This window comes from Streptomyces sp. NPDC006235, from assembly GCF_040613735.1.
Classification (GTDB): domain Bacteria; phylum Actinomycetota; class Actinomycetes; order Streptomycetales; family Streptomycetaceae; genus Streptomyces.
Window position 1 is genome coordinate 131368 of the sequence record NZ_JBEXSR010000018.1, and the last position, 22041, is coordinate 153408.

The 22041-nt window shown below is 74.2% G+C and carries 20 protein-coding genes and 1 pseudogene; 9 read left to right on the forward strand and 12 right to left on the reverse strand.

Features of this window, described 5'->3' with window-relative positions; translation table 11 throughout:
* Nucleotide 1 precedes the first annotated feature (1 nt).
* From ABZ192_RS22175 to ABZ192_RS22190, 4 genes are read right to left on the reverse strand one after another with little or no spacing between them, the layout of a single operon-like run.
* Nucleotides 2-1114, reverse strand: coding sequence for a CapA family protein (locus ABZ192_RS22175; RefSeq protein ID WP_356926166.1), 1113 nt, complete (start codon nt 1112-1114; stop codon nt 2-4).
* Nucleotides 1115-1147: 33 nt separating this feature from the next.
* A complete protein-coding gene (locus ABZ192_RS22180) occupies nt 1148-1603 on the reverse strand; it encodes an archease (RefSeq protein ID WP_356926167.1) in 456 nt (151 codons plus the stop codon).
* Between the two features lie 55 nt (nt 1604-1658).
* Nucleotides 1659-2261 (reverse strand): DJ-1/PfpI family protein, encoded by a 603-nt coding sequence (locus ABZ192_RS22185; protein ID WP_356926168.1) that lies wholly within the window; start codon nt 2259-2261, stop codon nt 1659-1661.
* A 36-nt stretch (nt 2262-2297) separates the two neighbouring features.
* Nucleotides 2298-3278, reverse strand: coding sequence for a GlxA family transcriptional regulator (locus ABZ192_RS22190; protein ID WP_356926169.1), 981 nt, complete (start codon nt 3276-3278; stop codon nt 2298-2300).
* A 145-nt stretch (nt 3279-3423) separates the two neighbouring features.
* Here ABZ192_RS22190 and ABZ192_RS22195 point away from each other — a divergent pair, with 145 nt between their 5' ends.
* Entirely contained in the window at nt 3424-4080 is a 657-nt protein-coding gene (locus ABZ192_RS22195; RefSeq protein ID WP_356926170.1) for an alpha/beta family hydrolase, read from the forward strand.
* Nucleotides 4081-4092: 12 nt separating this feature from the next.
* Here the strand turns inward: ABZ192_RS22195 and ABZ192_RS22200 are convergent, their stop codons facing one another.
* Together ABZ192_RS22200 and ABZ192_RS22205 are read right to left on the reverse strand one after the other, a co-directional pair.
* Nucleotides 4093-5532, reverse strand: coding sequence for an FAD-dependent oxidoreductase (locus ABZ192_RS22200; protein ID WP_356926171.1), 1440 nt, complete (start codon nt 5530-5532; stop codon nt 4093-4095).
* A 36-nt stretch (nt 5533-5568) separates the two neighbouring features.
* Nucleotides 5569-6813, reverse strand: coding sequence for a polysaccharide pyruvyl transferase family protein (locus tag ABZ192_RS22205; protein WP_356926172.1), 1245 nt, complete (start codon nt 6811-6813; stop codon nt 5569-5571).
* A 273-nt stretch (nt 6814-7086) separates the two neighbouring features.
* Between ABZ192_RS22205 and ABZ192_RS22210 the strand changes: the two genes are divergently transcribed.
* Entirely contained in the window at nt 7087-7731 is a 645-nt protein-coding gene (locus tag ABZ192_RS22210; RefSeq protein WP_356926173.1) for a phosphoribosyltransferase family protein, read from the forward strand.
* Between the two features lie 83 nt (nt 7732-7814).
* Nucleotides 7815-8798 carry a TerC family protein gene (locus ABZ192_RS22215; RefSeq protein WP_356926174.1) on the forward strand — a complete coding sequence of 328 codons (984 nt, stop codon included), beginning with the start codon at nt 7815-7817 and terminating at the stop codon, nt 8796-8798.
* A 19-nt stretch (nt 8799-8817) separates the two neighbouring features.
* On the opposite strand, the gene ABZ192_RS22220 is transcribed toward ABZ192_RS22215, so the two are convergent.
* From ABZ192_RS22220 to ABZ192_RS22235, 4 genes and pseudogenes are all read right to left on the reverse strand, one after another.
* A complete protein-coding gene (locus tag ABZ192_RS22220) occupies nt 8818-10008 on the reverse strand; it encodes a CaiB/BaiF CoA-transferase family protein (protein ID WP_356926175.1) in 1191 nt (396 codons plus the stop codon).
* Between the two features lie 60 nt (nt 10009-10068).
* A pseudogene (locus ABZ192_RS22225) lies at nt 10069-10749 on the reverse strand (helix-turn-helix domain-containing protein); the annotation flags it as partial.
* An 825-nt stretch (nt 10750-11574) separates the two neighbouring features.
* The gene (locus ABZ192_RS22230) at nt 11575-12549 is read right to left on the reverse strand and encodes an alpha/beta hydrolase (RefSeq protein WP_356926176.1); all 975 of its coding nucleotides are present in this window, start codon (nt 12547-12549) and stop codon (nt 11575-11577) included.
* A complete protein-coding gene (locus ABZ192_RS22235; protein WP_356926177.1) occupies nt 12546-13847 on the reverse strand; it encodes an MFS transporter in 1302 nt (433 codons plus the stop codon). The genes ABZ192_RS22230 and ABZ192_RS22235 overlap by 4 nt, the downstream gene beginning before the upstream one ends.
* Nucleotides 13848-13903: 56 nt before the next feature.
* Here ABZ192_RS22235 and ABZ192_RS22240 point away from each other — a divergent pair, with 56 nt between their 5' ends.
* Entirely contained in the window at nt 13904-14890 is a 987-nt protein-coding gene (locus ABZ192_RS22240; protein ID WP_356926178.1) for a metalloregulator ArsR/SmtB family transcription factor, read from the forward strand.
* Between the two features lie 13 nt (nt 14891-14903).
* Here ABZ192_RS22240 and ABZ192_RS22245 read toward each other — a convergent pair whose 3' ends face one another.
* Entirely contained in the window at nt 14904-15134 is a 231-nt protein-coding gene (locus ABZ192_RS22245) for a hypothetical protein (protein WP_356926179.1), read from the reverse strand.
* A 116-nt stretch (nt 15135-15250) separates the two neighbouring features.
* Here ABZ192_RS22245 and ABZ192_RS22250 point away from each other — a divergent pair, with 116 nt between their 5' ends.
* Nucleotides 15251-16156 carry a LysR family transcriptional regulator gene (locus ABZ192_RS22250; RefSeq protein WP_356926180.1) on the forward strand — a complete coding sequence of 302 codons (906 nt, stop codon included), beginning with the start codon at nt 15251-15253 and terminating at the stop codon, nt 16154-16156.
* Between the two features lie 6 nt (nt 16157-16162).
* On the opposite strand, the gene ABZ192_RS22255 is transcribed toward ABZ192_RS22250, so the two are convergent.
* Nucleotides 16163-16771 carry a TetR/AcrR family transcriptional regulator gene (locus ABZ192_RS22255; protein ID WP_356926181.1) on the reverse strand — a complete coding sequence of 203 codons (609 nt, stop codon included), beginning with the start codon at nt 16769-16771 and terminating at the stop codon, nt 16163-16165.
* 241 nt (nt 16772-17012) lie between these two features.
* On the opposite strand from ABZ192_RS22255, the gene ABZ192_RS22260 reads away from it, so the two are divergent.
* The 4 genes from ABZ192_RS22260 to ABZ192_RS22275 are packed head-to-tail and all read left to right on the forward strand — an operon-like array spanning nt 17013 to nt 21784.
* Nucleotides 17013-17555 (forward strand): 2Fe-2S iron-sulfur cluster-binding protein, encoded by a 543-nt coding sequence (locus ABZ192_RS22260; protein ID WP_356926182.1) that lies wholly within the window; start codon nt 17013-17015, stop codon nt 17553-17555.
* Nucleotides 17552-18544, forward strand: coding sequence for a xanthine dehydrogenase family protein subunit M (locus ABZ192_RS22265; protein WP_356926183.1), 993 nt, complete (start codon nt 17552-17554; stop codon nt 18542-18544). Before ABZ192_RS22260 ends, ABZ192_RS22265 begins: the two co-directional genes overlap by 4 nt.
* A complete protein-coding gene (locus ABZ192_RS22270) occupies nt 18541-20655 on the forward strand; it encodes a xanthine dehydrogenase family protein molybdopterin-binding subunit (protein WP_356926184.1) in 2115 nt (704 codons plus the stop codon). The genes ABZ192_RS22265 and ABZ192_RS22270 overlap by 4 nt, the downstream gene beginning before the upstream one ends.
* Nucleotides 20648-21784 carry an XdhC/CoxI family protein gene (locus ABZ192_RS22275; RefSeq protein ID WP_356926185.1) on the forward strand — a complete coding sequence of 379 codons (1137 nt, stop codon included), beginning with the start codon at nt 20648-20650 and terminating at the stop codon, nt 21782-21784. Before ABZ192_RS22270 ends, ABZ192_RS22275 begins: the two co-directional genes overlap by 8 nt.
* Nucleotides 21785-22041 lie beyond the last annotated feature (257 nt).

Below are 22041 nucleotides of genomic sequence, written 5' to 3' on the forward strand. Positions count from 1 at the left end.
TTCACCCACCCCTCAGCGTCAGCGTCAGCGAGCCGTCCGGTGCCGGTGTCACCGTCACCCCGTCGCTGATCCGGTCGAGTGTCGTCCGCAGCCATGTGCGGTCCTCGCGGGACGCGGGCTCCAGGCGCATCCGGCGGGATCGGAACGGGACCATGCGCAGGCCCGCAAGCCGTCCGCTGTCCGCCTCGACCGCGGCGAGGAACGCGAGGCGCAGGTCGTCGCGGTACTCCTCGTAGCCGGTGATGCCCTCGTAGTCGTCGATGAAGTCGCCGCAGCCGTACAGGATCAGCCGGTCCCGGTACACCTCCAGCGGGCGGGGGTGGTGCGAGGAGTGGCCGTGGACGACGTCGACCCCGCCGTCCACCAGGGCGTGCGCGAAGCGGACCTGTTCGCGGGGCACGCGGAACCCCCAGTTCGTGCCCCAGTGCACGGACACGACCGTCAGGTCACCGGCCCGGCGGGCCCGCCGGACGTGCCGCAGTACGGTGCCGGCCGCGGCGGGCGAGAGCTCGGGCACGTACGCCACACCGGGCCGGTCCGCCGTCGCCGCCCAGCCGGACGGGATGCCGCTGGAACGCGCGCCGAGGGCGAAGACCAGCAGCCGGCGGCCCCCGGGGAGTGCAACCGCGGCGGGCGCGTACGCCTCCGCGGCGTCACGTCCCGCACCCGCCGCCCGCAGACCCGCCCGGGCCAGCGCGTCCAGCGTCTCCAGCAGACCGGGGCGGCCGAAGTCCAGGACGTGGTTGTTGGCGAGGACGGTCACGTCGGGCCGGGCCACGGCCAGGGCGGGCAGGCCGGCCGGGTGCATCCGGTAGTGGATCTCCTTGTCCGGGGCGAACGTGTCCGCGGACGTCACCGACGTCTCCAGGTTCACGATCCGGGCGTCCGGGGCGACCTCCTCCAGCACCCGCAGCGCCTCACCCCACGGCCAGGACGGGCCGACGGGCGCGGGCACCGGGCCGTGCGCCGACTCCGCCAGCCGGACGTAGGACCGCGCGTCCTCGACGTACGCCTCCCGCAGTGCCGGATCACCGGGGTGCGCCAGAATCTGGTCGACGCCGCGCCCGAGCATCACGTCACCGCACAGGAACAGCGTCACGACGCCGCCGCCCACACCTCCACGGTAGGCGCACCCCGGACGGCGGGGTCAGGCGTCGACCGTCACCGCGCACGACCACCCGTACGGGCCCGGCCCGATCCGCAGCTCGTCCCACGCCACCGCCCTCGGGACCGCTCCGGTGATCTCCACGTCCGCGAGGCCGGTGACCGCCAGCCGTACGTCCAGCCCGCCGTCGGCCTCGTCCGCCTCCACGTCCACCGGCACCTGGCCGTACACCTCCAGCCGGAAGATGACCTCGTCCAGCAGCGAGGCGAGCAGGTCGTCGTCGCTGGCCTCGGCCAGCCGCACCCGGTCCACGGCGGTCGGACGCACTCCGGAGACGTCCGCGAAGCACTCCACCATCGCCAGGACGGCCTCCGCCAGACAGTGCTCCCGGCACGAGGCCCACGCCTCGATCCGGATGTTCTCCGGATGCGGCACCGCCCGGTGCCCGCACTCGCCCGCCTGCCGTCCCTGCCCGTCGTCGCCCCTGTCACCGCCCATGAACATCGACTGCCCGAGGCTGCCCCACCCATGCAGCGACCGGCCCGCCGGTGGATCAGACGGGCTCGTCCGCGAGGTACGGCGGCGCCGGGTCGTACTGGATGTAGCGCCGCACGGCCCGCGCGTGGTCCCGGCCGTGCAGCCGCCCCACCAGCCACAGCGCGCTGTCGATACCGGCCGAGACGCCCTGGCTGGTGACCAGGTTGCCGTCCACGACGTAGCGGACGTCCCGGACGACCGTCACGTCGCCGCGTGCCTCGAGGGTGTCCTCCCGGCTCCAGTGCGTGGCCACCCGCCGCCCGCGCGCGGTACCCGCGGCGTGCAGCAGGAACGTGCCGGTGCACACGCCGTGCACCCACGCGGCCCGCTGCGCCGTCTTCCCGATCCAGTCGGTGACCACCGGGTTGTGCAGCTGCGCCTCGCGCGCGCCCCGGCCGCCCGGCACGTGCAGCACGTCCAGCGGCGGATGATCGTCGAGGGTGTGGTCGGGCAGGACGCGCAGGCCCTTGTTGCAGCGCACGGGGCCGGGGTGCTCGGCGACGAGCACGGCCGAGTCGGCGCCGTCGCGGAGCATGGCGGAGACCGTGAAGACCTCCCAGGGCCCCACGAAGTCGAGCTCCTCGGCGTCCTCGAAGACCAGCAGGCCGTAGGTCGTCATACGGGTTCCCCTTTCTGTGAGACGTGGTGGGCGTTCCTACGAGACGTGGTGCGCGTCGGCGGTTTCCGCGGTGGAGCGGAAGCGGGCGCGGTAGTCCGACGGCGCGATGCCGAGCCGGCGGTGGAACGTGCGGCGCAGGGTCTCCGCGGTGGTGAAGCCGTAACGGCGGGCGATGGCCTCGACCGGTTCGTCCCCCTCGGTGAGGGCGCGCTGGGCCGCCTCGACGCGCACCCGCTCGACGTACGCGGCCGGCGGCACGCCCAGTTCGGCGGTGAAGCGGCGCTGGAGGTGCCGCGGGCTCAGCCCGGCGTGCGCGGCGAGGCCGGTGACGTCGTGCCGGGCGCCCGGATCGGCGTGGATCGCGGCGACGGCGGCCCGCACCGGGTCCGTCGCCGGCTGCCGCGACCACAACGCCACGCTGAACTGCGACTGGCCGCCCGGCCGGCGCAGGAACAGCACCAGCCGGCGGGCCACCGCGTGCGCGACGTCCCGGCCCAGGTCGTCCTCCACCAGGGCGAGCGCGAGATCCATCCCGGCCGTCACACCGGCCGACGTCCACACCGGCCCGTCCCGCACGAAGATCGGCTCGCAGTCCACCCGCGCCTCGGGGTGCTCCCGGGCCAACTGCTCCTCGCGAGCCCAGTGCGTGGTGACCCGGCGCCCGTCCAGCAGCCCCGCCGCCGCCAGCAGGAACACTCCGCTGCACACCGAGGCCACGCGCCGGGCACCGGCCGCCGCGGCGGCGATCCAGGAGACCAGCGCCTCGTCCTGCCGGGCCCGGTCGACACCCCGGCCGCCGACCACCACCAGCGTGTCGATCCCGGCCGGGCCGAGGTCCGCCACGCCGTGCCCGGCATGCATCAGCAGCCCGCCGCTCGACCTGACCGGGCCCGCCCTCGGCGCCACGACCTCGCAGGCGTAGTCGTCGCCCGCGCTGTGGAACACCTCGTGCGGGCCGGTGAGGTCGAGCGGCTGGAAGCCGTCGAAGACGACGAAGACGATTCGGCGGGACGTCATGCCCTCCACGCTCCTCCGGCCCGGGCATGGCGTCAACGACACGCACCCCACGGATCGCGCCATGCGGGCCGGCGGGGCGGGACGGCTGCCGCAGGGTGGGTAGGCGGGCGGCAGGACGAGCGAACCGGGGGAGAGGAGGCCCGCGATGATCTCCCAGACGGTCACCGTGCCCGTCGGCGGCGCCGCGCTCACCGGCGATCTGACCGTGCCGGCGGCCGCCCGCGCGGTCGTGCTGTTCGCGCACGGCAGCGGCAGCTCCCGGCACAGCCCCCGCAACCGCGAGGTCGCCGCCGGCCTGCGTACCGCCGGACTCGGCACCCTGCTGATCGACCTGCTCACCGAGGAGGAGGAACGGCTGGACCTCCGCACCGCCGAACTCCGCTTCGACATCCCCCTGCTGGGCCGCCGGCTGGTGGCCGCCATCGACTGGCTGGCACAGTCGCCCGGCACCCAGGGCCTGCCCGTCGTCCTGTTCGGCGCCAGCACCGGCGCGGGCGCGGCCCTGGTCGCCGCCGCCGAACGGCCCGACCGGGTGCCCGGGGTCGTCTCGCGCGGCGGGCGGCCCGACCTGGCCGGCGACGCCCTGGAGGCCGTCCGGGCGCCGGTGCTGCTGATCGTGGGCGGCCGGGACCGGCAGGTGCTGCGGCTCAACGAGGAAGCGGCCCGGCGGCTGCACGTCCCGCACACCCTCCACGTGGTGCCCGGCGCCACGCACCTGTTCGAGGAGCCGGGCACGCTCGACCAGGTCACCGAGGTGGCCCGGCGGTGGTGCCACGACCAGCTGCGGACCGCGGCGGGCTGACGGCGGCCCGCGTCAGCCGCTCACCGGCACGTCGATGCGCAACCGGGCGCCCTGCCGCAGCAGTTCACGCTGCACGAGCCGGTACGGCACCCCCCGCGGCCCGTGCCCGTGACGCGCGGTCAGCGCCGCGCACACCCCCGCCGCCTGCCCGGTCGCCATCGCGATCGGCATGACCCGGTACGACGAGTGCGCCACGTGCGTCCCCGAGATGCAGCGGCCCGCCACCAGCAGCCGCTCCGTGCCCTGCGGCACGAGACAGCGCAGCGGGATGTCGTAGAAGCTGCCCGCGGGCACCCGCTTCAGGACCGTCCCGGAGCCGCGCGGGTTGTGGATGTCGACCGGGTAGGCGCCGTGCGCGACGACGTCCGGGAAGCGGCGGGCGGCCAGGATGTCGTGGCCGGTGAGGTGGTAGTCGCCGACGACGCGCCGGGTCTCCCGGACGCCGATGTGCGTGCCGCTCTGCACCACGTACGACTCCTCGAAGCCGGGCACGCGGGTGCGCAGAAAGCGGTCGATCTCCGCGAGCTGGCGCCGGGCGGTGTACTCGGCCCGCGTCAGGTCCCACACGCTGGTGCCGAGCACCCTGTTCACGCGGGTGCTGTTGACGCTGACCTCGCGCGGATGCGGCGTCGCGAAGAACAGGATGTCCTCGCGCGGCAGCCGCAGATCACCGTCCGCCCGGGCCTCCTCGACCAGGTCCCACAGGCCGTGCACCCCGCGCCACTGGTCCGGGTGCTCCCGCACGTACGCCGCGAAGTCCGGCCGGGCGAAGTCCGCGACCCGGAACATCAGCGTCATCGGCTGCACCAGCCCGTCCTCCGGCCGCCCGATCTCGTACGGCGCCCCGCAGGCCGCCGCGACATCGCCGTCGCCCGTGCCGTCCACGACCACGTCGGCGTCGATCACCACCGGCCCCGACTTGGTCTCGAACACCACACGCCAGCCGTCGTCCAGGCGCAGCGCCGTGGAGGCGAAGGCGTGGAACAGCATCCGCACGCCCGCCTCGTCCATCATCTCGAGCAGGACCAGCTTGAACAGCTCCGGGTCGAAGGGGACCGTGTACCCGGTCCTCGGGGAGGGCTTCAGACAGCCGCCGCGGCCCATGAGCCGGTCCAGCAGCCGCCACAGCACACCCTGCACGACCGGCTCGCCCTCGCCGTGGTCGGTGGGCAGCAGCCGGGCGTCCTGACCGTCCTCGCTGAACGTGGCCTGCTTGTGCTCGTTGTGGAACGACATCAGCGGCATGACCAGCGCCGCGGTCGCGTTGCCGCCGAGGAACCCGTAGCGCTCCACCAGGACGACCTCGGCCCCGGCGTCGGCCGCCGCGACCGCCGCGGCGAATCCCGCCGGGCCGCCGCCGACCACCAGGACCTGCGTCCGGCCGCCGTGCTGGGCGGGCCGTTCGGGCAGGGTGACGGTGCGGGGCTCACGCGGTTCTTGCAGGATCGGCATGGGTGTCCTCCCGCGGGCGGGGCCTCGGCGCCGGCGTCACACGCCCAGCGGACGGGGTTCGGCAGTGGGCGGATGCGGTGGTTCTGCCTGGGGGTCCAGGAGGGGAGCGGTGCCGATGGCCGCCTCCGTGCCGCCGTCGACCTCGTCCAGCAGGACTCCGCAGCGTGCGCACGTCTCCAGGGCCTGCGTGGACAGCTCCCGGACGCGGGAGTGCAGCTCCTCCCGGCGCTGCGGGTACTCGTCCCACAGCCGGTCCACCTCCGCCAGCAGCAGCCCGGCCTGCTCCCGCGCCACGCCCACCAGGGCCGGAGCCCCCATCCGGCGCGCGAAGTCGAAGACCTTGCCGGAGTAGGGAAGCGGCAGCACCGGCAGCCCGGAGAGCGCCGCGAAGATCACGAAGTGCAGGCGCATGCCGACCGCCAGGTCCAGATGCTGCATGAAGCCGAGCACCTGCCCCGGGCTGTACGCGCCGTGCAGGATCCGCCCCTTGTCGGGAGCGGTCATGTGGGACAGCACGGCGTGCGCGTGCCGCACGTCGTGCCGCTCCATCGGCAGGAACACCACGTGTGCGTCCAGCCGGCGCACGAGGAAGTCGGCGACGTCGGCGAGCAGCGCGTGGTAGTCGCCCTCGTCCAGCTTCTCGGCCGCCCGGCCCGGCTCCCGCACCGACATCCCCACCAGACGCGAGTCGGTGGGCACGCCCTCGTGGCGCATCATCTCGTCGGTGAACGGCTCCGGCTCCAGCAGCAGCGCCGGGTCGGCGGTGACGACGACGTCGCGTTCGACACCGACCTCCTCCAGCACCAGCTTGGACTCCTCGTCGCGCACCACGACGTCGTCCATGTCCGCCAGCACATTGCGGACGGCCTCCCGGTCGTCGGCCTCGCGCAGCGGGCCGGCGCCGATGGCGTAGGCGAACGTGCGGATGCCGCGCTCCTGGGCGGCCCGGACCAGGCGCAGATAACGGCGCGCCTCGCCGTCGAAGAGAAGCCCGCCGCCGCCCAGGACCAGCACGTCCAATGAGGCGAGCGCGTCCAGGACGTGGTGGCGGCTGACGCCCTCCCAGTCCACGACCTCGTCGGCGCCGGGGTGATGGGCCCGGGTGTGCTCGGCGTTCCGGCTGAAGACGACCAGCCGGGCCTCGGGCCGCTGGGTGCGCAGACAGCGCAGGACGCAGGTCAGGATCGACTCGTCGCCGATGTTGAAGCCGCCGTACGAACCCAGCACGCCGATACGCGGGCCCGGCCGGGCGGGCTGCGGATGGGAAGGGGCAGTGGTCATCCGGGTGCTCCCGTCGCGTCGGAGTCTGCTCGGTGGACTGGTGCGCTGCGCCGGTGGTGCGGGGAGGGCCGGGCCCGTGCGTGCGGTCCGTGCCGCACGGGCACGGGTTGCCTGCGTCGCACCGCCGGAAACACCTCGCGTTCCGAGTGTGACGGAGGTCCGGAAGGTGTGCATCGTCCGGTAGGTGAGGTGTGCATTGTCCGGTGGGCGGGGGGTACGCGGGAGCCGGACCGGCGAAGGGTCCTCTCCGCGCGGGAAGCAGAGGTGACCGTCATGCGGTTCCGTGATCGCCGGCAGGCCGGCCGGGAACTGGCCGAAACACTGCGCACCCGGCAGAGCGCGGGGGCGCTGCCCGACCCCCTCGTCCTCGCCCTGCCCCGCGGCGGGGTCGCCGTGGCGCGCGAGGTCGCCGCGGCGCTGGACGCCCCGCTCGACGTCCTCGTCGTACGGAAGATCGGGGCGCCTTCCCAGGAGGAGTTCGGCGTCGGTGCGATGGCCGGGGACGAGGTGCCGCTCCTCGACGAGGACGCCATGCGCCACCTGGGCCTGCGGGAGGCCGCCCTCGCGCCCGTCATCGAGCGGGAGCGCGCGGAGCTGCGCCGCCGCGAGGCGCTGTACCGGCAGGGCCGGCCCGCACCCGACCTGCGCGGACGTACCGTGATCGTGGTCGACGACGGGCTGGCGACCGGCTCCACGGCCCGGGCCGCGCTGCGATTCGTCCGCCGTCAGGCGCCCGAACGGGTGGTGCTGGCCGCGCCGGTGTGCTCGCCGGAGGCGGCCGAGCTGATGCGCGCCGAGGCCGACGAGGTGATCTGCCTGTACCAGCCGGCCGCGTTCATGGCCGTGGGCCTCTGGTACGAGAACTTCGACCAGCTGACGGACCAGGACGTCCTGGAGGCGCTGCACGCGCAACTGTGATCGATTGTTCACCTGACAGGTGTGGCGGAAATCAGCCACGACGGACAACGATGTTCATCCCCACACCTGTAACAGGAGCACCAGTGAACGTCTCCCTCTCCGTATGGCTGCTGACCGTGGCAGCCCTGTGCGTGCTCGTCGCCGTCGACTTCTTCGTCGGACGCAAGCCCCACGACGTGTCCGTGAAGGAAGCCGGGACGTGGACGGTGGTGTGGATCGTCCTGGCCGTGCTGTTCGGGCTGGGGCTGTGGTACTTCGGTGGGAGCGGGCCCACGGGCGAGTTCTTCGCCGGTTACATCACCGAGAAGTCGCTGAGCGTCGACAACCTCTTCGTGTTCGTCCTGATCATGGGGAAGTTCGCGGTGCCCTCGCAGTACCAGCAGCGGGTGCTGATGGTCGGGGTCCTGATGGCCCTGGTGCTGCGAGCCGGCTTCATCGCGGCCGGCGCGGCGATCATCACCGCCTTCTCCTGGGTGTTCTACCTCTTCGGCGCCTTCCTGATCTGGACCGCCTGGAAGCTGATCCAGGACGCCCGCAAGCAGGACCACGAGGAGGAGTACCAGGAGAACAAGCTGCTGAAGATGGCGGAGGAGCGCTTCGGCGTCGCCGACCGCTACCACGGCACCAAGCTGTTCATCACCGAGAACGGCAAGCGGATCATGACGCCGATGCTGGTCGTGATGCTCGCGATCGGCTCCACCGACGTGCTGTTCGCCCTGGACTCCATCCCCGCGATCTACGGCCTGACCCAGGACCCGTACATCGTCTTCACCGCGAACGCCTTCGCCCTGATGGGCCTTCGCCAGCTGTACTTCCTCATCGGCGGCCTGCTGAAGAAGCTGGTCCACCTCTCCTACGGCTTGTCGATCATCCTGGGCTTCATCGGCGTGAAGCTGGTGCTGCACGCCCTGCACGAGTCGGGCGTCCACGTGCCCGAGATCAGCATCCCCTTCTCGCTGAGCTTCATCGTGCTGGTCCTGGCCGTCACGACGATCACCAGCCTGCGCGCCTCGAAGAAGCAGGAGGCCGACGCCGAGGAGGCGGAGCGGACCACCGGGTCCCGGTAGCTTCTCCCGGCCGAGGGCGTCAGACGACGCCGTCCGCGCGCAGGGCCGCCACCTCCTCGTCGCTGCGGCCCAGCTCGGCGAGGATCGCGTCGGTGTGCTCGCCGACCGCCGGCACGGGGTCCATCCGGGCGGGCAGGCCCGCGAGGTCGGCCGGCGGGAGCAGGGCCTCCACCGTCGCCCCCGGCACCCCGACCTCCCTCCAGCGGCCGCGGGCGGCCAGCACCGGGTGGTCCAGGAACGCGGCGACGTCGTTGACCCCGGCGCAGGCGATGCCGATGGCCTCCAGGTCCTTGAGGATCTCCTCCGAGCCGGAGCGGGCGAAGCGCGCGGCGACGATCGCGTTGAGCTCCTCGCGGTGGGCGACCCGGTCGGAGCCGGTGGCGAAGCGCGGGTCGCCGACCAGCTCCGGCCGGCCGAGGAACTCGGCGCACAGGGCCGCCCACTCCCGCTCGTTCTGGATGGAGAACAGCACCTCCTTGCCGTCGGCGGCCTCGTACGTCCCGTACGGCGCGATGGTGGCGTGCTGGGTGCCCAGGCGCGGGGGCTGGGTGCCGCCGTGCCGGGTGTAGTAGGCGGGCTGGCCCATCCACTCCGCCAGCGCCTCGAACAGGGACACGTCCACCGGGTGGGCCTCGCCGGTGACGGCGCGGGTGTACAGGGCCGTGAGAATGCCGCTGTAGGCGTACATCCCGGCGGCGATGTCGGCGACGGAGATCCCGGTCCGGGCGGTCCCCTCCGGGGTTCCCGTCAGGGACACCAGCCCGGTCTGGCACTGCACGAGCAGGTCGTAGGCCTTGCGGTCGGCCCAGGGGCCGGTCGTGCCCCAGCCGGATATCGTGCACGGGATCAGACCGGGGCGGCGGCTGGCGACGGTGGCGGCGTCCAGACCGAGCCGGCCGGCGGCGCCCGGGGCGAGGTTCTGTACGAACACGTCGGCGCCGTCGAGGAGCTCGTGCAGGATCTCGCGGCCCCGCGGATCCTTGAGGTCCAGTGTGAGGGACTCCTTGGACCGGTTGAGCCACACGAAATAGCTGGAGTGGCCGTGCACGGTCGTGTCGTACCGGCGGGCGAAGTCGCCGTCGCCCGGCCGCTCCACCTTGATGACACGGGCGCCGAGGTCGGCGAGCTGCCGGGTGGCGTAGGGCGCGGCCACGGCCTGCTCCAGGCTGACCACCGTGACCCCGGCCAGGGGATACCGCTGCACGCTCATGCCTCATGCTCCTGAACCTCGTACCGGACGACGCCCGGACAGTCTCTCCCGGCGGAACGGCTACGGTCGGGCCAGGTGCCGCATGAGCAGTGCCAGTTGCAGCCGGAGCCGGCCCTGCGGGGTGCGCACCGGCCAGCCGAGCAGGTGCTCGGCGTGGGCCAGCCGGTCCTGGAGCGTCGAGTGGTGGACGTTGATCTCGGAGGCGGCCGCCCGCAGGCTCGCCGTGGCCGCGACCGCGTGCAGGGTCGCCGCCAGCCAGGGCGTGCTCGCCGCGGCCGTCTCCAGGGCACGGACGTCCTGCGGCGGTTCCGCACCCGGTACGACGAGATCGGCGAGGAGGGCGATGCCGCCCAGCTCCTCGGCGTACACGACGCGCGGCCCGGGGTCCTGCGGAGTGCCCTCGGCGGTGAACCGCAGGGCGGTCCGGGCCTCGGCCCACGACCGGGGCAGTTCCAGCACGGGCACGGCGGGCCCGACACCGAGCCGCCCGACCGCGCCGGCCTCCGTCCCGGCGGGTACGACCCGTGCCCGCTCGTTCAGCGGGGCGAGAGCCCGGGCCGGAACGCCGGGATCGAGGCCGAGGCGGCGGGCGGCATGCAGCCGGGCCGCTTCCGGGGCCGTACCGTCGAGCAGGGTCTCGACCAGCGCCGGATCGTCGGCCGGGGCGCGCCCGCGGGTACGGTCGAGAACGAGCCGCAGCACACCGGCGGCCCGCTCGAGAATCACCGCGTCGACCACACTGGACGCGACCCGGGCCTGCCCGACGTCAACCCTGCGGGCCGCTGCCCTGGCCCGGTCGGCGCCGACCACGCGGGTCGCCGCCCCGGCAGGGTCCGCGTGCACGGCGCCGGGTGTCGGCCCGGTACGGCCGGTGTCCGCCATGTCGTGGGCCACCGCGTCTCGGTCTGTTTCCTCGGCGTGGGACGCCGCCCCGTCACGGTCGATGCCGACCAGGGGGGTCGCCGCCCCGGTACGGTCGACGGCGACCCTTTGGGATGCCGCCCTGGCGCTGTCCGCGATCACGGCGCCGGGCGCCGACTCAACGCCCTGCACCGAGCCGCCAGGGTCACCGTTCATCACGCCGGGCGCCGACCCGGCACGGTCCGCGTCCCGTACGCCGGGCGCCGACCCGGCACGGTCCGCGTCCCGTACGCCGGGCGCCGCCCGGACCCGCTCCAGCCACAGGGCCGCCGTGCCGTCCGGGGACAACCGGGCGGACGGCCAGGCGGGGTCCGGTGGCTCGTCCGTGTCCCGGCGGGTGCCGTCGGGCTCCACCCGTACGTGCACGCGGCGTTCGGGGTCCACCAGCCGGGCCGGGCAGCCGGACAGTACGGCGGCACCGCGAACGAGTGCCTCCACACCGGCCCTGGTCTCGGCCAGGCGGTCGAAGTAGGCGATGACCCGGACCGCCGCACCGGCATCCGGATCGAGCGCGGTCAGGCGCCCGGCCAGCTCTTTCATAGGCCCATGGTGCGGCATGCGGCCGCCGAACGGGCCCGGCCGTCGGCAGCCCGCCCGGGTACGACGGTCAGCCGGGCCCGGGCGGGCTGCCGGACTCCCCTCCCGTCACGCGCTCAGCAGCCTCCGCAGCCAGTTCACGTGCGCCGCCCGCGCCGACTGGGAGAGCGCCGCCTGGGGTGCGAAGCCGTCGAAGCCGTGGAAACCACCGGGCCAGACGTGCAGCTCGGCCACGCCGCCGGCCTGCCAGATGCGCGAGGCGTAGGCGACGACCTCGTCCCGGAAGGTCTCCGCGGAGCCGACGTCGAGGAACGCCGGGGGCAGCCCGGACAGGTCCTCCGCACGGGCCGGAGCCGCGTACGCCGGTACGTCGGGGCCGCCGCGACGCGAGCCCAGCAGCGCGGTCCAGCCGGTCTCGTTGGCGGTGCGGTCCCAGACCCCGAGGCCCGCCATCTGGTAGGTCGACGGCGTGTCGTTGCGGTCGTCGAGCATCGGGCACATCAGGACCTGCCCGATCGGCTGCGGCCCCTTGCGGTCCCGCGTGAGCAGGGCCAGGGCCGCGCACAGACCGCCACCCGCGCTGGCACCCGCGATGACGATGCGCTCGGGGTCGGCACCGAGCTCGGCGGCGTGGTCCGCCGTCCACAGCAGCCCGGCGTACACGTCCTCGACCGGCGCGGGATACGGATGCTCCGGCGCCAGCCGGTACTCCACCGACACCACCACCGCATCCAGCGCCTGCGCCCACGCCAGCGGGACGTCGACGCCGACCCGGTTGTTCCCGATGACCATGCCGCCGCCGTGCACGTGGTAGATCACGGGCCGCGCCCCGGCACGCGCCGGAGCGGTCGGCCGGCAGATCAGCAGCGAGATGTCGGGCTCGCCCTGCGGCCCGGGCACCCGCCGGTCCTCCACCTCGAACGTCCCGCCCGTCGTCAGGTCCAGATCGGCCGGCAGCTGTATGCCCGGGCCTTGGCGCACCTCGGCGATCTCGTCCAGGGTGAGACCCGGGCTGATCATGTCCTTGATCAGCTCCAGGGCTCCGGCGAGTTCCGGGTCGAACGGGGGCGGAACATGCGTCATGACGTCTCCTCGGGTGAGGTCGCGGCGGCTCGTGCTGCCAGGATCGGTCCCGCCGCGCCGGACCCGGGCGCCGCCGTCCGGCGGATCCTCCCCGCCGTACGGCGGGTGCCGCCCCGGTGGTGCGCGAGGGCCGCGGCCGTGAGCGCCGCGACCAGTGCGCACACCCCGAGCCAGCCGAAGCGGCCGTACGCCCGCAGGCCCAGCCACGAGCCGACGGCGCCCCCAAGATACGCGCAGGTCATGTAGACGGTGGTGAGCCGGCTGCGCACCTCGGCGCGCAGTGCCTGGATCCGCACCGTGTTGGCGACCATCCCGGACTGCATGCCGACGTCGAGCAGCAGCGTGCCCACGGCCAGGGCCGCCACCCCCGCCGCACCGCCCGCGCCGCCCAGCGCCAGCACCGAGGCCGATGCGCCCACCACCAGGAAGCACACCCGGTTGACCGCGTCCGGCCCCCGCCGGTCGACCTGGCGGCCGGCGACCCGCGTGCACAGCATGGTCACCGCGTTGACCAGGGCGAGCAGTCCCCCGGCCCCCGCTCCCATGCCGTACACCGGACCGGTGAGCAGCAGCGCCACACCCGTCCACACGGCGGAGAAACCGCCGAACACCAGGGCCTGGTACAGGCAGGAGCGGCGCAGCCCGGGTTCCGTGCGCAGCAGCCGCAGCGGTTCGGCCAGGAGCGCGCCGTAGCCCTGGGAGGAGGGCGGGGACGTCGGCGGAAGCATGCGCGCCGACAGCGCGGCCACTGCCAGGGACAGCACGGCGGCCAGGACGTACGGGGCCCGCCAGCCCAGCCAGTCGCCGAGCGCGCCGCCGGCGGTGCGCGACAGCAGCATGCCCGCGAGAGAGCCGCTCAGCAGCGTGCCGCCGGTGACACCGCGCCGCTCCTGCGGCACCAGGCCGGCCGCCAGTGGCCCGGCGAGCGGGGCCGCCACCGTCGTCACCCCCACCAGGGCACTGGCGGCGACCAGCGGCACCAGCCCCGGCGCGGCGCTCGCCGCGAGCAGCCCGAGGCCGGTGAGCGTGAGGAGGGTGACCAGCAGCGGGCGGCACGGGAGGCGGTCGCCGAGCGGGACGAGCAGGCAGATCCCGGCCGCGTAGCCGAACTGCGTCGCGGTGACGACGCCTGCGGCCGCGCCGGGCGAGACGTGCAGCCCGGACGCGATCAGCGGGCTGAGCGCCTGGGGGAAGTAGACGTTGCCCACGGCCGCGCCGCAGACGAGTGCCAGGGCGAGGAGCACCCGGGGGCTCGCGCCCGGGTGCGCTGTAGGCTGCCGTCGATCGTGATCCGTCATGGACCGAAGTCCACGCCATGGCAGGGCGGTTGCCAAAGGATGTAGCGGGGGCCTTAATGATCAGCTTCCGGCTCGACGCCGCGGACCTCGCCGACACCCGCTTCGCGATCTCGCCCCTGCGCGAGGTGATGGGCAGCCTGCGTGCCCTGCGGGCCCCCGCGCTCTACCCCCTGCACCTCCGGTGGCGCGCCACTGTGCTCCAGCAGCTCGACCCGGCCGATGCCCGGCTGCTCGCGGCGCTGGTGGGGGACACCCTGGCCCTGCCCGACTTCCTGACCCCGAGGCCGGCGTCCTTCTCACCCACTCTCGACGAGCAGCTGACCGCCGTACGCGCCACACCCGCCGAGGCCGTACGCCGTGACCTGCTCGCCGCCCACGCGCCCAGGCCCCTGCCGCCGGCCCTGCGGGCGGTCACCGCGCCCGGTGACGCTCCCGTCGCGGAGCTGCTGGAGGAGCTGTGCGCACTCCTGCGGCGGTACTGGGAGTCGGCGCTGCTGCCGTACTGGCCCCGGATGCGGCTCGTGCTGGAGGCCGACATCACCCACCGGGCACGGCAGCTGGCCACCGGCGGCGCCCGGCTGCTCTTCGCCGACCTGCACCGCAACCTGCGCTGGGACGACGGCGTCCTGCACGTCGACCGGATGCGCGGACACCACCGCGTGGACGGCTCCGGACGCGGCCTGCGCCTGGTGCCGTCGCTGTTCGCGCACCAGCCGGCGCCGCCGGTCAGCGCCGCGGAGCCGCCGATGCTCGCCTACCCCGGCCGGGGCGCCGCCACCCTGTGGGAACCGGAGCCCGAGCCGGACGCCCCCGCCCTGACGGCCCTGCTCGGCGCGTCCCGCAGCACGCTGCTCCGGCTGCTGGCCGAGCCCCTGCCGACGGTGGAGCTGGCCCGGCGCCTCGGGGTGACCCCGAGCGCCGTGTCCCAGCATCTGCGTGTCCTGCACGCGACGGGCCTGGTCACCCGCGCCCGCGACGGCCGCCACGTCCTCTACCGGCGCAGCCCGCTGGGGGAGCGGCTGGCCCGGCACGGCTCGGCCTGATCGCCCTGAGTGCTCAGTGACGTGCCGTGCCCGACCGAGCCGGAGCCGGTCCGGACGGCGGCCTGCTGCGTGAGACGACGCGTGTGCCGCAGCCGTCGGCGACCCGGACCTGGAGCGAACCGCATCCGCAGCGCGTCCACTCGGTGCGGCCTGTCGCGGTGGTGTGCCGGGACAGCACCTGGAACGGCTCGCCTGCGTCCGGCCAGCCGCAGTGCGGGCAGACGGTGCCGGTGGTGCTGGTCATGTCTGGACTCCTCGTGGGTCGTGGCTGGTTGACCGTCGCGACACAGCCAGGGTGCGTCGAAGGATCCGTACACGTCCAGGTTGACTTCGTGGACGGCATTGTGAAGCGTGGGCTTCATGATTGACCTGCGCCGACTGCACGTCCTGAGGGCGGTCGCCCACTACGGCACGGTCACCGCGGCCGCCCGGGCCCTGCACTTCACCCCGTCCGCCGCCTCCCAGCAGATCCGGCAGCTCGCCCGTGACCTGGGCGTCGACCTGCTGGAGCCGCAGGGGCGCGGGGTCCGCCTCACGCCGGCCGCCGAGAGCCTGCTCGCGCACGCCGACGCCATCCAGGCCCGCTGGGACCAGGCGGAACTCGATCTGCGGGCGGACCACGGGGCGCCGTCCGGGGTGCTGCGGGTGACGGGCTTCCCGGTGGCCATCTCGGTGCTGCTGGCGCCGATGGCGGCCCGGCTCGGGGAGCGGCACCCGCGGCTGTCCGTGCGCATCACCGAGGCGGGCGTCCCGGAGAGCTTCGACCTCCTCTTCGGGGGTGACATCGACCTGGCGATCGTCGAGTCGACCCCGCACAATCCGCCGCTGAGCGACACGCGGTTCGACCAGCAGCCGTTGCTCGACGACCCGTTCGACCTGGTCGTCCCCGAAGGGCACCGGCTGGCCGGACGGGCCCGGGTCGATCTCGCGGAGGCGGCACACGAGGCGTGGATCGCGCCGGTGGAGGAGAGCCCCTGCCGCCCGCACGTCCTGTCCGCCTGCGGCGCGGCCGGTTTCACCCCCGACGTCGTCCATCACGCCCTCGACTGGAACGTCGCCGCCCACCTCGTCGCCCACGGCCTCGGCGTCGCCCTCATCCCGCGCCTCGCCCATCTGACGCCGCATCTCCCGATCACCCGGGTCCGCTGCGAAGGCGACCCCCACCGCAAGCTCCTGACCTGCACCCGCGGCGGCGGCCACGCCCGCCCGGCGGTGGCGACGGCCCTGCGGGAACTCCGGGAACTGGCCCCGACGGCAGTCGCCTGACGCAACTCAGGGGCGCGGGGAACTGCGCGAACCCCCGTCACCGCCCGGCGCCCCCACCCGCAGCGCGTCCATCACGAGGTCCAGCAGGCGGTCGGCGCGTGGTTGCCAGTCGGTGTGCGGGTCGATCGTCCACAGGCCGCCGACGGCCAGGAAGAGATCGTCCGCGGTGATGCCCGGGCGGATGGTGCCGGCCTTCTCGTTGGCCCGCAGGAGGAGTTCGGCCGCCTCCATCAGCGGGGTGGGGGCCGGCTTCGCCGGTTTCCCCGGCCCGCCGGTGGCCTGGCGGATCGCGTCGGCCAGACCGGCCTTCGTCATGGCGAACTGCGCGCAGCGGTCCAGCCACTCGCGCAGCGCCCGGTCCGGTCCCCGGCACTCCAGCAGCGGTGCCGCGGTGTCGGCGACCTGCTGCATCTCGTACCGGTAGATCTCCATGACGAGCGCCTCACGGCTCGGGAAGTGGCGGTAGAAGGTCCCCTGCCCGACGCCCGCCTTCTTGGCGATCGCGCTCAGCGGAGCGTCCGCCGCACGCGTCAGTTCGACCAGCGCAACCTCCAGGATGCGCTCGCGGTTGCGTTGCGCGTCCGAGCGCAGAGGAACGTCCTTCTTCTGCCGCACTCGCCCTCCTCGCGGTCCTTGGCCGAAACCCGGCCCTTGTTAAGCGGACAGTTGTCCGTTACGTTTCCGGGTAACGGACAAGTGTCCGCTTGCTCCATCGTATCGGCGGGACCTCCGTGCCGACAGCCCCAGACGGCCGTGCCGCGGCCGGACTGCCCCGCATCCTGCACCGTTGCGAACCGGCCCCGCCACCCACGAACCCCCTGCCGCCCGACCTTGCGACGTGAGAAAGAAGGCTTCCATGCCCCCATCGACGTCCAGCGACCTCACCCTGTCCGTCAACGGCGAGAAGTACACGCTGACCGTCGACCACCGCACCACCCTCCTCGACGCCCTGCGCGAGCGCCTGGATCTGACCGGCACGAAGAAGGGCTGCGACCAGGGCCAGTGCGGTGCCTGCACGGTCCTGGTCGACGGCCGCCGGGCCGTGTCCTGCCTCCAGCTCGCCGTGGCCGCCGAGGGACGTGAGATCACCACCATCGAGGGCGTGGCCGAAGGCGATCGACTGCACCCGGTGCAGCAGGCGTTCCTCGACCTCGACGGTTTCCAGTGCGGTTACTGCACGCCGGGGCAGATCTGCTCGGCCATCGCCCTGATCGAGGAGCACGCGGCGGGCTGGCCCAGCGCCGCCACCGACGACATACGCCCCGACGCGGGACCGCCACCGCTGACCCCTGAGGAGATCCGGGAGCGGATGAGCGGCAACCTGTGCCGCTGCGGCGCGTACGTGTCGATCGTCCAGGCCGTGGCCCGGGCCGCCGAGACCAAGGGAGCGGCCGCATGAGGGAGTTCGGCTACCAGCGCGCCTACGACGTCTCCGGCGCCGTGGCGCTGCTCGAAGGCGACGGGGAAGCCCGCTTCCTGGGCGGCGGCACCAACCTCGTCGATCTGATGAAGACCGGCGTCGAGCGGCCCGCCCTGCTCGTCGACGTCCGTGAACTGCCCCTGAACCGGATCGAGCCGACCGGCGACGGCGGGCTGCGCATCGGTGCCACCGTCACCAACAGCGACCTCGCCGCCCATCCCGAAGTCCGGCTCCGGTACCCGGCGTTGGCGCAGGCGGTGCTGGCCGGGGCCTCCGGGCAGCTGCGCAACATGGCCACCGTCGGCGGCAATCTGCTCCAGCGCACCCGCTGCGGCTACTTCGCCGACGTCACCTCCGCCTGCAACAAGCGCAACCCCGGCAGCGGCTGCCCCGCCATCACCGGGGAGCACCACAATCACGCCATCCTGGGCGCCTCCGACCACTGCGTCGCGACGCACCCGTCCGACATGGGTGTGGCGCTTGCCGCGTTCGAGGCCGTCGTGTCCTACGAAACGGCCGACGGGCCCGGGGAGTCGTCCCTCGCCGACTTCTACCTGCCCGTGGGGGAGACCCCGCATCTGGAGACGGCCCTGCCGCCGGGCGCGCTGATCACCGGCGTCACCCTGCCGCCCACCCCGGTCGCGGCCAACTCCCGCTACCGCAAGGTGCGCGAGCGCGCCTCGTACGCCTTCGCCATCGGCTCCATCGCCGCCGCCCTCGACGTCCGGGACGGCCGTGTGCAGGACGTACGCCTGGCCTTCGGCGCCGTCGCCTCCCGCCCCTGGCGGGCCCGCGCGGCCGAGCGCGCCCTGCTCGGGGCCGCCGCTGACGCGGAGAACTTCGCGGCCGCCGCGGACGCCGAACTGGCCGAGGCGAAACCGCTGCCCCACAACGGATACAAGGTGACCCTGATGCGCAACCTCGTCGTGGCCGTGCTCAGTGAACTCGCCGAGGAGGCCGCCCGATGACCACCGCCACCCAGGGCTCCGTCGGCACCTCCCACACCCGCGTCGAAGGCCGCGACAAGGTCACCGGAGCCGCCCGCTACGCCGCCGAGATCCCCTTCGCCGAACTCGCCCACGGCTGGCTGGTGCTGTCCACCGTCGCCCGCGGCCGCATCCGCGCCGTGGACACCGAACCCGTCCTCGCCATGCCGGGCGTCCTCACCGTGCTCCACCACCACAACGCCCCGCGCGTCGACAGCGACTACATCGGCTTGCTGGGTGCCCGGCCGGACCCGACGGTCGCCCTCTTCCAGAACGACCGGGTGGCCCACAGGGGCTGGCCGGTGGCGCTGGTCGTCGCCGAGACGTCCGAGCAGGCCAGGGAGGCCGCCGAGGCCCTCGTCGTGACGTACGACGAGGAACCGCACGACGTCGCGTTCTCCGCCGAGCGGCAGACCGAGGCGTATCCGGTCGACGGCCATGCGCCGGCCGTGATGGAGAAGGGCGACCTGGAGGCCCAACTCGCCTCCTCCGCCGTCGTGGTGGACGCGGAGTACACCACTCCGGAGGAGCACCACAACCCGATGGAGCCGCACGCCGCGACGGCCCTGTGGGAGGGCGGCCGGCTGGAGGTCGTCGACTCCAACCAGGGCACCATCTGGGTCGCCGGGGAGCTCGCGAACCTGTTCTCCCTCGACCCCGCCTCCGTGCGGGTGCGCTCCGAGCACGTCGGCGGCGGCTTCGGCAGCAAGGGAGTCCGTGCGCACCAGGTGGCCGCCGTGATGGCCGCGACCGTCCTGCAACGCCCGGTCCGGGTCGTCATGACCCGCCGGCAGATGTTCTCGCTCGCCGGCTACCGCAGCCCCACGGCCCAGCGGGTCAGGCTCGGCGCCGACGCGGACGGCCGGCTGCGCGCCCTGGAGCACCAGTCCCTGAACATGACCTCGTCCGTGCACGAGTTCGTGGAGCCGAGCGCCGCCGCGAGCCGGGCGATGTACGACGCCGACGCGCATCACACGACCAGCCGGATCGTGCGGCTCGACGTCCCCACGCCGACGTGGATGCGGGCCCCCGGGGAGGCGCCCGGCTCGTTCGCGCTGGAGTCGGCGCTCGACGAACTCGCCGAGCGGTGCGGCATCGACCCCATCGAGCTGCGCGTGCGCAATGAGCCCGCGGTCGGCCCGGTGTCCGGGCTGCCGTTCAGCAGCCGCAACCTGATCGCCTGCTTCCAGGAAGGCGCCCGCAGGTTCGGCTGGGCCGACCGGGACCCGCGGCCCGGCGTGCGCCGCGACGGCCGCTGGCTGCTCGGCACGGGCACCGCGGCGGCCTCCTTCCCCTCCGGAGCCATGCCCTCCACGGCGGCCGTCACCGCCGAGGCGGACGGCACCTTCACGGTGGGGATCAACGCCGCTGACATCGGCACCGGCGCCCGGACCGCGCTCACCCTGGTCGCCGCCGACGCACTGGGCGTGCCGACGGACCGCGTCCGGGTGCGCCTCGGGGACAGCGACCTCGGTCCGGCGATGATCGCCGGTGGTTCGATGGGCACCCGCTCCTGGGCGTGGGCCGTCACGGCGGCCGCCGGGGAGCTGCGGCAGAGCCTCGCGCCGGGCGCCGACATTCCGCCGGAGGGCATCACCGTACGGTCGAACACGGCCGAGGCCATCGGTGCCCTCGCCCAGAAGGAACGGCACTCCTTCGGGGCGCAGTTCGCCGAGGTCGCCGTCGACCCGGCCACCGGCGAGGTCCGGGTGCGCCGGATGCTGGGCATCTTCGCGGCCGGCCGGATCGTCAACCCGCTCACCGCCCGCAACCAGTTGGTCGGCGGCATGATCTGGGGCATCTCGATGGCCCTGCACGAGGAAGCCGTCCGGGACCGCGCCACGGGCGGTCTCTACGGCGCCGACCTCGCCGGCTACCACGTCGCCGCGCACGCCGACATCCCGCACGTCGAGGCCGACTGGGTCGACGACCCCGACCCGGACGACCCGGTCGGCATCAAGGGCATCGGCGAGATCGGCATCGTGGGCGCCGCGGCGGCGGTCGCCAACGCCGTGTGGCACGCGACCGGTGTCCGCCACCGGAGTCTGCCCATCCGCCCCGACCGTGTCCTGATGGCGGACGGCGATGCTTGACCTCGCCGGGCAACTGCACGCATGGGCCGAGGAGGGCCGGGACTTCGCCGTCGCCACCGTCGTGGCGGTCGGCGGCAGCGCCCCGCGCCCTCCCGGCGCCGCCCTGGCCGTCCGCGCCGACGGCACGGCCATCGGCTCGGTCTCCGGCGGCTGTGTGGAGGGCGCGGTGTACGACCTGTGCCTCCAGGCCCTCCAGGACAGGGAGACCCGGGTCGAGCGGTTCGGCTACAGCGACGAGGACGCCTTCGCGGTCGGCCTGACCTGCGGCGGGGTCATCGACATCATGGTCACCCCGTACGACGCCGACGGTGCGGCCCAGACCGCCGCACTGTCGGCCGCCGCCCACGACGAGCCGGTCGCGCTCGCCCGAGTGGTCCAGGGCCCGGCCGGCCTCCTCGGCCGCTCGGTGCTCGTACGCCCCGACGGCACCCACGAGGGCGGTCTCGGCGGTCACCCCGAGCTGGACCACACGGCGATCGCTCAGGCCCGCGCCCTGCTGGAGGCAGGCCGCACCGCCACGGTCGAGGTGTCCGAGGACGGCTCGCACTGCCCGGGGGGACTCACCTTGCTGGTCGAGTCGGCCGTCCCACCGCCCCGCATGATCGTCTTCGGTGCGATCGACTTCGCCGCCGCCCTCGTGCGGGCGGGCAAGTTCCTCGGCTACCACGTCACCGTGTGCGACGCCCGCCCCGTCTTCGCCACCCGGGTCCGCTTCCCCGACGCCGACGAGATCGTCGTCGACTGGCCCCACCGTTACCTGGCGAGCACGGACACGGACGCGCGGACGGTGCTGTGCGTGCTCACCCACGACGCCAAGTTCGACATCCCCCTGCTGACCCAAGCCCTGCGGCTGCCCGTGGCGTACGTCGGTGCCATGGGCTCCCGCCGTACCCACGAGGACCGCAGCCGGCGGCTACGGGAAGCGGGCGTCGGCGAGCGCGAGCTGGCCCGGCTCAGGTCACCCATCGGCCTCGACCTGGGCGCGCGCACGCCCGAGGAGACCGCCCTGTCCATCGCGGCCGAGATCGTCGCCGCGCGGCACGGCGGCACGGGCCGGCCGCTCACCGGCGCGGACACCCCGATCCACCGGCACGAGCGGGCGGCCGGACCGCTGCCGCAGCCGGTCTGAGCGGCGACCACCCCCGCGACACGTCGGAGCCGGCGAGATGCCGAAGCCGGCGAGATGCCGAAGCTGCCGGCAGGCCGGTGTCGTCGACGGGCCGGTGCCGACGACGGGCCGGTGTTCGCCGGCGGGCGGGTGCCGACGACATGCCGGAGGGGCGCGGGCGGGCCCGGCCGCCGGCCCCCCCGGGGCGGGGGGGCCGGGGGGCGCGGCGCTGGCGGGGGGCGGGGGCGTGGGGTGGGGGGCCCGCGCGGGGGGTTTGA

Coding starts and splice junctions, on each gene's coding strand:
- ABZ192_RS22180 (WP_356926167.1), bottom strand. CDS start 1,603: ATGGGCGGTGACAGGGGCGACGACGGGCAGGGACGGCAGGCGGGCGAG.
- ABZ192_RS22185 (WP_356926168.1), bottom strand. CDS start 2,261: ATGACGACCTACGGCCTGCTGGTCTTCGAGGACGCCGAGGAGCTCGAC.
- ABZ192_RS22190 (WP_356926169.1), bottom strand. CDS start 3,278: ATGACGTCCCGCCGAATCGTCTTCGTCGTCTTCGACGGCTTCCAGCCG.
- ABZ192_RS22195 (WP_356926170.1), top strand. CDS start 3,424: ATGATCTCCCAGACGGTCACCGTGCCCGTCGGCGGCGCCGCGCTCACC.
- ABZ192_RS22200 (WP_356926171.1), bottom strand. CDS start 5,532: ATGCCGATCCTGCAAGAACCGCGTGAGCCCCGCACCGTCACCCTGCCC.
- ABZ192_RS22205 (WP_356926172.1), bottom strand. CDS start 6,813: ATGACCACTGCCCCTTCCCATCCGCAGCCCGCCCGGCCGGGCCCGCGT.
- ABZ192_RS22210 (WP_356926173.1), top strand. CDS start 7,087: ATGCGGTTCCGTGATCGCCGGCAGGCCGGCCGGGAACTGGCCGAAACA.
- ABZ192_RS22220 (WP_356926175.1), bottom strand. CDS start 10,008: ATGAGCGTGCAGCGGTATCCCCTGGCCGGGGTCACGGTGGTCAGCCTG.
- ABZ192_RS22230 (WP_356926176.1), bottom strand. CDS start 12,549: ATGACGCATGTTCCGCCCCCGTTCGACCCGGAACTCGCCGGAGCCCTG.
- ABZ192_RS22235 (WP_356926177.1), bottom strand. CDS start 13,847: ATGACGGATCACGATCGACGGCAGCCTACAGCGCACCCGGGCGCGAGC.
- ABZ192_RS22240 (WP_356926178.1), top strand. CDS start 13,904: ATGATCAGCTTCCGGCTCGACGCCGCGGACCTCGCCGACACCCGCTTC.
- ABZ192_RS22245 (WP_356926179.1), bottom strand. CDS start 15,134: ATGACCAGCACCACCGGCACCGTCTGCCCGCACTGCGGCTGGCCGGAC.
- ABZ192_RS22250 (WP_356926180.1), top strand. CDS start 15,251: ATGATTGACCTGCGCCGACTGCACGTCCTGAGGGCGGTCGCCCACTAC.
- ABZ192_RS22260 (WP_356926182.1), top strand. CDS start 17,013: ATGCCCCCATCGACGTCCAGCGACCTCACCCTGTCCGTCAACGGCGAG.
- ABZ192_RS22265 (WP_356926183.1), top strand. CDS start 17,552: ATGAGGGAGTTCGGCTACCAGCGCGCCTACGACGTCTCCGGCGCCGTG.
- ABZ192_RS22270 (WP_356926184.1), top strand. CDS start 18,541: ATGACCACCGCCACCCAGGGCTCCGTCGGCACCTCCCACACCCGCGTC.
- ABZ192_RS22275 (WP_356926185.1), top strand. CDS start 20,648: ATGCTTGACCTCGCCGGGCAACTGCACGCATGGGCCGAGGAGGGCCGG.